This window comes from Eubacterium sp. AF34-35BH, from assembly GCF_003477765.1.
Taxonomy (GTDB): Bacteria; Bacillota; Clostridia; order Lachnospirales; family Lachnospiraceae; genus Eubacterium_G.
In genome coordinates this window covers 234,394-244,186 of the sequence record NZ_QUDZ01000006.1, presented here as the reverse complement: position 1 = coordinate 244,186, position 9,793 = coordinate 234,394, and the positions used below count along the sequence as shown (strand labels likewise).

At 34.9% G+C, this 9,793-nt stretch carries 3 protein-coding genes; all 3 read right to left on the bottom strand.

Going from position 1 to position 9,793, the window contains the following annotated elements; all coding sequences use genetic code 11:
- On the bottom strand, positions 1-510 hold a 510-nt coding region (locus DWZ69_RS08785), incomplete at its 3' end, for a hypothetical protein (RefSeq protein ID WP_147364271.1).
- 408 nt (positions 511-918) lie between these two features.
- Positions 919-4,272: a CotH kinase family protein gene (locus tag DWZ69_RS08780; RefSeq protein WP_118436783.1), complete on the bottom strand. Its 3,354-nt coding sequence runs from the start codon at positions 4,270-4,272 to the stop codon at positions 919-921.
- Between the two features lie 15 nt (positions 4,273-4,287).
- Positions 4,288-9,687 (bottom strand): phosphodiester glycosidase family protein, encoded by a 5,400-nt coding sequence (locus DWZ69_RS08775; RefSeq protein WP_158573376.1) that lies wholly within the window; start codon positions 9,685-9,687, stop codon positions 4,288-4,290.
- Positions 9,688-9,793: the final 106 nt, after the last annotated feature.

Below are 9,793 nucleotides of genomic sequence, written 5' to 3'. Positions count from 1 at the left end.
TGGTGAAGTTACGTCTGCTGATGATGCATCTGGTGAAGTTACGTCTGCTGATGTTACGTCTGCTTTTGTAGTTACTGTATCTTTTGTTCCATTAACATTCTTAATTACAACTGTTCCTTCTCCATTAGAGTATGTAATTACAACTGTGTTGTATTCTTTTGTTAATGATGTTAAATATACTATAACTCCAGCTCCCTGGATTGCTGTTAAAGCTTTCTCATCATTACCATTTACAGTAACCTTTGAAATTGCTGCTGGTACTGTTACATAAACACCTTTTTCACTAGCGAAACCTGGGTGCTGAATCTCTACAACACTTGTAATTCCTTTTGTCTTTGCTTCATCATAGAACCAAGTTGCTGCACCTCCAGTAATTTCTTTTAACTGTTCTGCTGGTGCTTCTACTCCCGTTGTTTCTGCTCCTACATAATTAGGAGTTACTGTAATTCCTGCAACTACCATTGCTAATGCGCTAACGATAGCTACGGCTTTTTTAAGCTGTTTTTTCATCTCTATTTCTCCTTTCATTGTAAAAAAACATACCCGATTGAATCATCCTATAATATTTTCATTCAATCTTCTGTTGCCAATTTTTGGCTCCACTTAAGTATACCATTTTTTTTTTAAGTGTCAATTTTATATAAAACAATTTTTCCCCTTGTAACGGCTCCTGGCGATTTTTTGTGTATTATGTATATTTTTTGTTATTATTTTTACGCAAATTGCACTATTCACTGTATATTTTTTATATTCTTTGTATAAAAAAAGTTTTTTTTATTAATTTTTATTACATAACAAAACTAAAAGTCACTCACTATATTGCAAATAGCACAAAAAAATCAAACTGACAATACATCGAGTTTTCTTCCTCGGACAAATATATTTCAGTTTGATTTTTTATTTTAGTAAAATAAGTATTTATTTTTTAATTCTAACTTTCTTTGGCTTGGACCATTTAGCTGCGCCTACAGCTTTTACTCTTACATACAATACCTTTTTCTTTTTAACTTTTGAGCTTGTTATTGAAACTTTTGTTTTCTTCACTGTTTTCTTAACAAGAACTTTTTTAAAATTCTTTGTTGCAGAAATCTGTACTGTATATTTCTTTGCTCCCTTAACCTTTTTGAAACTTATACTAATCTTTTTAGAATTATTCTTTTTACTTGTAGTTATAAGCTTTGTCTTAGCAAGTTTGCTTGTGTTCTTTGATGTTGTTGGCTTAGCTGTTGTTGTAGGCTTTTTACATGTTGTTGATGGTTCAGTTGTTGTTTTCTGAGTATTCTTAACTTCAATTTCAACCTTCTTACCTACATAAGTTTTGTCGTTTTTTGCAGTGTAGCCTTCAATTGCATAACTATATGTTTTGCCTTCTTTTATATCTGAATCTACATAAGATGTATCTTTCACATCAGCGATTTTTGTCCATTCTTCTGTAGAAGTTGTTCTTCTGTAAACATTGTAGCCATTTACTTCTTCTGACTTATTCCATGACAATGTTACATTTTTGCCGTTTGCTTTGCCTACAAAAGCTTTTACCTTTGCCGGGATTATAGTCATTTTTACATTCTTTGTATTATTAAAGTTACCAAATCCTGTAAGGATAGCTGTTCCTTCACCTACTTCAACATTATTTTGATATGTTACTGTGTAGTCTACTCCTTCAGTTAATAGGCAATTATAGTTTAGTTCATTGTTAATTAATCTTACAGAATAATTCTTAGCCTCTATTGGCTTTCCTGTATATTCATAAGTCCCTAAAATATTATAAGAAACACACGCATAAATGGCTCTTGGTATTATTCTATATGACATTTCCGCTGTTCCTTTGAAGCCATTTTTCTTAATACCCTTAATTGTGTATGTAGCGTAACCTACATTGACGTCATTTCTAAATGAGATTGTATAATCAACATCTTTTGTTAATTTCTTATTATCATAGTATACATCAATTGTTGGTATTGTTTCTCCACCTGTATAGCTATTAGAGTATCTTAAGCTTAAATTACAGTAAATCTTTGTTATGTCCTTGTATGTGTTTTTGTCTAATTTAGTTTTTCCACATGTACTACATTCAAAGTCATCACCTTCAGGTACTTCTTCTTTCCATGTATGTTCCAAACCTCCATCTGCACACTGTTCCCAGACAGGTGTCAGTTCAATGTCTTCTTTTACAACTACGCGTGATTCTTTGTCATAAGTTGTTGTTCCATCAGTCCAGCCTACAAAAATTCTATTAGCTGAATCTGATTTTGGATAGTCCATGTAAACAGTGTCGCCATCTAAAACTTCTGTTGTTTCAATTCCTTTTTCATCCTCGAATGTTACTGTATGACTTTGCTTATCTGTAAAGTTTACAGTAGCATAGTTCATTCTTGTAAGGTTACCATTTGCATCCTTTGCCCATACTGTAACGACGTTCTTTGAATCTTTATTAGTTAATAATTCTGCAGGAATTGTTATTACTACTTCATTGTTCTCAGATTTTACATTATCAATGTATTTTCCGTTAATGTAGTAGTTAAATGAAGTATCAGCCTTGTTATCTGACTTAAAATTCAATGTAACCTTATCAGTATTGGTGCTTACATGAAATGCGTTGTCGCTGTTTGTTACAACTTTGCTTGTTTCATTAATATCACTTCCAGAGTCATTTGCTCCCGAAGTGTTAGTAACTCCGCTTCCATAGTTGCTATTTGTGCCATTATTTTCCGTCATTGAAACAGTTATATCCTTGCTTACAGGTGCACCAAATGATTTCATTGCTGAGGCGTCTGTTCCAAACTGTTCATTAATCCATGTAAGTCTCTTCTTCATCCACTGTTTTAAAGTTGCAAAATCTCCTTCAAAACCTTTTGAATAGAACCACATACTTTCATTATGTGTAGCTGATGTTTTTAATGTGTCATGCCAGCCGTCAAGTAAGCCTCCATCAGCATAAATATTATTTAAGAAATCTCTATTTTTCATGTAAAGTTCTCTTGCTTTTATAACAAAGTAAGGATCTTTTACATACTGTGAGAACCATGTTCTGTCCTTTGCAGTCCAACGTTCAATTCCCTGTGCTCCGAAAGGTGCAACAGAGCCTGAACTGAAATCATAATCCCAAATAGGGCCAAAAGTTAAACCACCATCTATTTCCTTTGTAACGTATGTACTTCTTCCGCCAAATTCATTTACCTGAATTTCAGAAGCAAACCAAAAAGCTACAAGAGAGTCGAAATCACATAACTGTGTATAAGATGTTTTTACACCGTCTATGTCAATACAACCGTCTGTGCTATATGTGGCATTTTCAAAATTCTGCATATATGTCTTAATGCTATTAAAGACAGTTTCGTTTGTTTTAATAAATTCCGGATTTTTAAACATAACACACTGTTTCTTATCTGTATAAAACAAGGATGCCTCATCAGCATTGTTGTCAATTTCCATTAAGAATCCACCGTTAGCGTTTGGAATTTCATAGTAGTCATCGATATTGTATGTAACGTCATTGTATGTAACTGTTTTAGTTGTCATCCAGTTAAGGTCTTCTTCCATTTGTGTTGAAAGTGCCTTTTCTTCCTTACTAGACAAATCATTTTTCTTGGCGATTTTTTCTGCAATTGTTCCTGCAGTGTCTTCCCAGTCATAAGTATCTGCTCTGTCTTTTGATATTCTTACCTGTTCACATAATTGGTAAGTTCCAAGGTTTTTTCCATTAAGAACCACCTCAACCCAAACAGTATCCATGGCTGTTACACCAAGTGTTTTACCTATCTTTGATGAAAGCGCATTTCTCATCTGAGTTTCATCTATATAATTGGCAAGTAATAACCAATGTTTATTTTTGCCCATTCCAAATAGGCTTGTTTTCTTATTTAATTTTAATTTATATGCTTTTTTGGGAAACCATCTCCATGTAGAATTTCCATGACCTTTTACTTCTGTAACCCCATCATATTCTACTTTTCCGTCTGTTCCATCTGTTCCTGCATCCTGAATTTTTAAATTAGCATCAATGTAGTCTTCCTTAGATGCAATTTCTGCATTGCCTTCTGTGTTAATGTATACAACAGGCAAACCACTTTTTGTCACATCGTAATCGTCTTTTGATGTATTTCCTGCCAAATTTTCTTTTGTGTCTTCAGTATTTTTTTCAGCTACTGTACTAACATCGGATCCACTCCTATTTTCAGCATAAGCAGTGTCGAAATTGACACTGCTCATACCTAAAATTAAAGTGCAAACTGTTGTACAAGAAATAATTTTCTTAACTATTTTTCTGTACATTATCTGCTCCTATTCTTATTTGTTTTTAATCTTAACAGGTTTTGACCATTTTCCATAAGATGTATTCTTACCAACTTTTCTAAATGCTCTTACTCTTGCATATAAAGTTTTCTTATTCTTAAACTTCTTAGAAGTTACTTTAATTGTTACCGCGTTCTTATTAGCTTTTACAACTTTCTTTGTACAAGTTACTAACGCTTTCTTGTTGTTATTAGCATTTTTCTTTGTTGTGTAAACTCTTACCTGATATCCATTAGCCTTATTAACCTTCTTAACCATTAATGAGATTTTCTTCTTAGAAACTCTCTTAGCTGATTTCTTAGCAACACTTGCCTTACCAAGTTTCTGTGTTGTAACTACAGTTGTTGGCTTCTGTGTTGTTGGTTTTTGTGTTGTAGTTGCCGGTGTAGTCGGCTTTTCTGTTGTTGTAGTAGGTTCTGTTGTTGCTGGTTCTGTTGTTGTATCAGTTGTAGTTTCAGGCTCTTTTACCATGTAGCCGTTTTCATCAAACTTGTACATCTTGCCCTTAATTTCTACTTCACCTGTTACATAATTTTCACCCCAGTAATATCTTGTACCCTTAACATTTCCATCTGAATCAAGTTCATCTTCAAAAGCACCTACTGTAAGCTTACCGTCTTTAGCAAATGTGTAAGTTCTCTTTGTATTCTTACCTCTTGTTGTGATAATCCACTGACCGCCTGATAACATACGACCCATTTCTTTACCGCTGTTCTGGAAGTAATAGAGATTTCCGTCAATTTCCTGCCACATTAATGCATAGCTACCACCTGCTGTGTAGTATCTTGTAATAGTAACATCTTTGCCTTTCTTATCCTTAACAACTTCTTCAACAAATGAGCCTCTTACAAACTTACCATTTTCATCAAAAGTGTATTCTTTTCCGTCAATTGTATTCTTGCCTGTAACTGCTACTCCGTCTTCTCCTACATAGTAGTTGTCATTGTCATTTGTTTTCCATCTGTTCTTATCAAGATTTCCATTTGCAAAGAACATTGGAAGACCATTGTCCTTATTAGTTGCAATACCTGTGTAACCGTCAACTTTTCTTGAGCCATCACACTTCTTACATATTAAATGTCCATCTCCCTGATATACATAATCATGGATTCCATTTACACATTCACCTTTTGACTTTGTATATGTGTCTAATAAATCTCCATCCTGATCATATACATCAACGGTAAATCCTGATGCATTTGCATCAACTGAGAAATAAATTCCGTCGTAGTCTGTGTTTCCAAATTTAGCGAAATCATAACCTCTTACATTTGTTGCAGGGTATGATTTTTCACCTGTTGAACCACATACATAATATACTGTTCCGTTTTCTGTGTCTCTTGTGCCTGCCTTTAATGGATTTGTTCTTGCATAAGCATGATCATGTCCTGAGAACATAAAATCAATACCTGCTTGGTCACATGCTTCTGAAATATACTTATGTACGTTTTCGCAGTCATGTGTTGTTTCATTTGTTCCATAAGGTGGTTGATGTGACACAACAACTTTCCATTTTGCATTGCTCTTTGCTGCATCTTCTACTAACCATTTTGCATCTTCAATTGTCTGATTCTTTGAAGCTGTGTATCCAATAACTGCAACGTATACATTTCCATAAGTTACTGAATAGTGATGTTCACTTTCAATATTGAACATATTCTTTGCAATTGTTGATTCAGGATCACCTGCTAATTCATGGTTACCTGTTACGTGAATCATATCAACACCCTTGAACACATCCCCATCAAAGGCTGTTAAAATATTATCCCAGTAATTGTACTTTGTAGGATCATCTACAAAGTCACCTGTCTGAACACCAAAATCATAGTGTTCTTTTGAAATCATATGTGTAATCTTAGAAATAATTGTTGTATCCTCTGCCTGTGTATCACCAACTAAGAAGAACTTAGTATCTTCATTCTTATAAGCAGTTGTAAATTCATATTCCTTAGACCATAAATCTCCGTCTCCAACTTTGTATACGTAAGTTGTATCAGCATCTAAATCATTAATTTCTGCTGAATTAGCATAGATAATTCTATTTGATTTTACATCTGAATATCCTGAAAGAGATGTAAGTTTGCACTTGCCTTCAACCTTCTTGAATGCAGCGTCTCCATCTTTTTCATAATCACTCTTCTTTGCGTATAAAACAACAGGTGTGTCTTCACTTACGCCCGGTTTTGAAACCCAAGTGATATTCTTCATAGATGTTGAATCTTTGACAGCATTAACCTTAACAAATGTTGGTGTACCATCTTCATTGCCGGCTGTAGCGTATGTCTGTGCCTTTGTAATAAATGAACGATGTCCATTGTCATCCTGAGCATAAACTGAAATTGCCTGTGCTTCCTGAAACTTAGATGTTGTAATATTTCCTCTTAAATCTGTCTTACCAAGAAGTTCACCATCCTCCTTATAAACAGATACACCTTTCACTCTCTTGCCTGTCTTGCTGTCTTTAACTGACATTGTAATGTCCATTCCTTCAATTAAGTCACTGAAAGAAATTGTGTAGTAATCTCCAATATCTGTATATTCTGTATCCTGAACGAATGTATATGTTTCTTCACCGTCACCTGCTGCAATCTTATATGTTGCGCTAGGAATTGAATATGAGAATTTGCTTCCGTCGCTTACATCTAATGGAATCTTTACAGATAATGTTGCAATCTTATTTGAGTCTTCGTTTGCTGTATCTGCATAAGTTGCAATCTGATTACTTGTTTCACTTGCTTTTTTCTTAGCATAGATTGTTACCTGATTGTATGCTTTGTTATATTCAGGTTCTTTTGCCTGTTCAAAGCCTTCAGCATAACTTACTGAATAATCAGAATAACCTTTTGCTAATTTAACTGTTGCTGTTAATTCATTAACTTTACTTGCATCACTTGCTGTAAAGTCGATGTTCGCCTCGTCACCAATATTTGCTTCTCCCTGTGAAGTAGCATTAATTGTAACTGTATTGTCATCTTTATTTTTCACTTCAAAAGTCTTTGTCTTTGACGCTTCGTTACCAAACTTATCTCTGACAGAGAATTTGATAGTATGCTTTCCGTTTGCAAGTTTCTGGTTATTTAATGAGATTTCATCCTTACTTACGTCAGTATGCATACTACCGCCATTTGTAAGATTAACACCATCTAACCATACGTTTGCTGTTGTAAAATCTACACCTGATGTGTATTTGTTTTGTAAGTCTGATGCTCTTGCTGTGAATGTTACATTGTTTGTGTCAAGCACTGCATCATCATTTAATTCAGTTCCGTTGGCTGAAATTGTATCAATACTTGGGTTGTCTATATCATCAGTATTCGCTCCATATACGAACTGGATGTTGTCAATATAGATTGCTCCCTTACGGTCGCTTGGCTGAATTTCATTTCCATCCTTGTCGTATTTACCCATACCTGTTCCGTTTACGAACATAAGTCTAATCATATTGTTTCCAAGGAATTTGTATGGTGCCTGATAATCCTTTAAACTGGCTTCTACATATTTCCAACCTGTCCAATCGAAACCACCAAGTTTATGTTCATCCAATTTTGCTTCTTCTGTAAAGTTCAAGTTAAGAACTGTTCCGTTAGCATCATATAGCTGAATTCTCAACCAGAAGTTTGGTATTCCTTCCGGTGCATATACATACATACCAATTCCTGTTGGTGTTCCAGGTATGTCTCCTGATGGATTTTCAAGACCTACGCATGCACCTTCTGTAACAGCTCCACACTGTGAGAAGTCATAGTTTAATTTAAGCGAATGATTACCAAATCTTACAGGCTCACCACTTGCAATATCAACAACTTCTGTAGACTCGTTACCACCTCTGCCGTAATTCATTGTCTTAAATCCGGCGTTTGGTTCTTTCTTGTCTGCTGCTGTTGAATACCAGTCTGCTGCAGGAATTACTGTTCCATCTTCCATTGTATGGTCTTCAAAGTCATATACAACTGTTGGCTGTAATCCTACAACAACATTAATTGTTGCCTGGATGTCGCTATCTTTGTACTTACATCTGATAGTTCCATATAAAGTATTTCCGTCTGATGATGTAAATTTATTATCCTTAAATGTACCAATTGATGAATCACTAGGCTGTTTGTTAGCATCTGTTACATTTTCAGTTGTCCAAATAAAATCACCATCTGCATAATTAACCTGTCTGTTGTTCCACTTAACAGTTAAACCTAAATCTGTTTCTTCTTCAAAACCAAGGTTTACTTCATCATTTACGAATGTAATGCTGTCCGGTTTTCTTACTTCAATTGTTGTGCTACCAACAACATTATCTCCTGACTTTAACTGTACTTCTACAGTTCCTTCTGTTCCATTAGAAACAAATTGACCTGTTGTTCCATCAATTTTACCAAAGCTATCATCTTTTAATACAAAAGTTGCTTCTTTAGGTAAATCTGCCTTTCCACCTGCACTGTCAACACCTGTTGCTTCAAACTGTACAGTTGAACCTGGTGTATATACTTCCTCTAAAGGTGAGATTGTTGCATGATCAAATTCACCATCTGCTTTTGCATCTGAATAAATGAATAATGATGAAGAAACCTTTCTTTCTGTTCCATCAGATGGGCTATTCTTTACTTCTAATGAATCTGTTCCTTCTGTTTTTGTTGCAAATGTAGCTGAACCACCACCATCTAAATATAATGCTTCAACACACCCCATAGCTTCCATTTGTTTTGCAGTTTCATAAAGTGACTGACCACATGACTTTGGTGCCTGTCTACCATCCGCTTCATATATGATAACTGAACCGTCTGCCTTAATACCTACTGCACATCTTGGCATTGCATAAGGATCCGCTGCTAATTCTTCTAAAGCTTTTCCATCTTTTACAAGAAAGAATGGTGAACCGATAGCTTCAACTACATCATCTAAAGGTTCATATGCTTCTCTACAATCAGCTGTTCCATCTTTCATTATTGCAAAGTATGGATGATCATTCTGAGTCTGAACAATATCTCCACCCATAACTAATGAACCCCATGGCTGACCTGTTCCCATATCAAAATAGTCACCATTAATTGCTGCTACGATTGTTTTTCCTGTTGCTTTTTCTGCTGCTTTCGCCTGATCTCGAACTGTCTGCATGCCCCATTTACCAGTCTTATCATAGTTCTTATAACCAGCCATCATTCCAACACTAGATGTTTTCAAATCAATTTCTGCCATATAGGCCTGAACCTGATTATTTCCATCCTTATCTACTGTTGTAATGTGTTTCTCTTTAATTCCAGGTGCTATACTATATTCCTTTACAGATGTTAGCACTCTGTCTTCCGGCACTTTAACACTTGCACCGTAAACAGTTATACTGCTCACTACCATTGCTGTTGCAAGCACCACAGATAAAAATTTCTTAACTGCTTTTTTTAACATGTGTTTTCCCTCCTCTTTGTTAAATGTTTTCATTTGTCATTTTCGTATTTTTAGCCCATTTTTATACATTTTTTGGCAAATGATACTTTACGATTATAGCATTGAT

What these genes read in the sequence shown, in the direction of transcription:
- DWZ69_RS08780 (WP_118436783.1), bottom strand. Translation starts at nt 4,272, where the DNA reads ATGTACAGAAAAATAGTTAAGAAAATTATTTCTTGTACAACAGTTTGC.
- DWZ69_RS08775 (WP_158573376.1), bottom strand. Translation starts at nt 9,687, where the DNA reads ATGTTAAAAAAAGCAGTTAAGAAATTTTTATCTGTGGTGCTTGCAACA.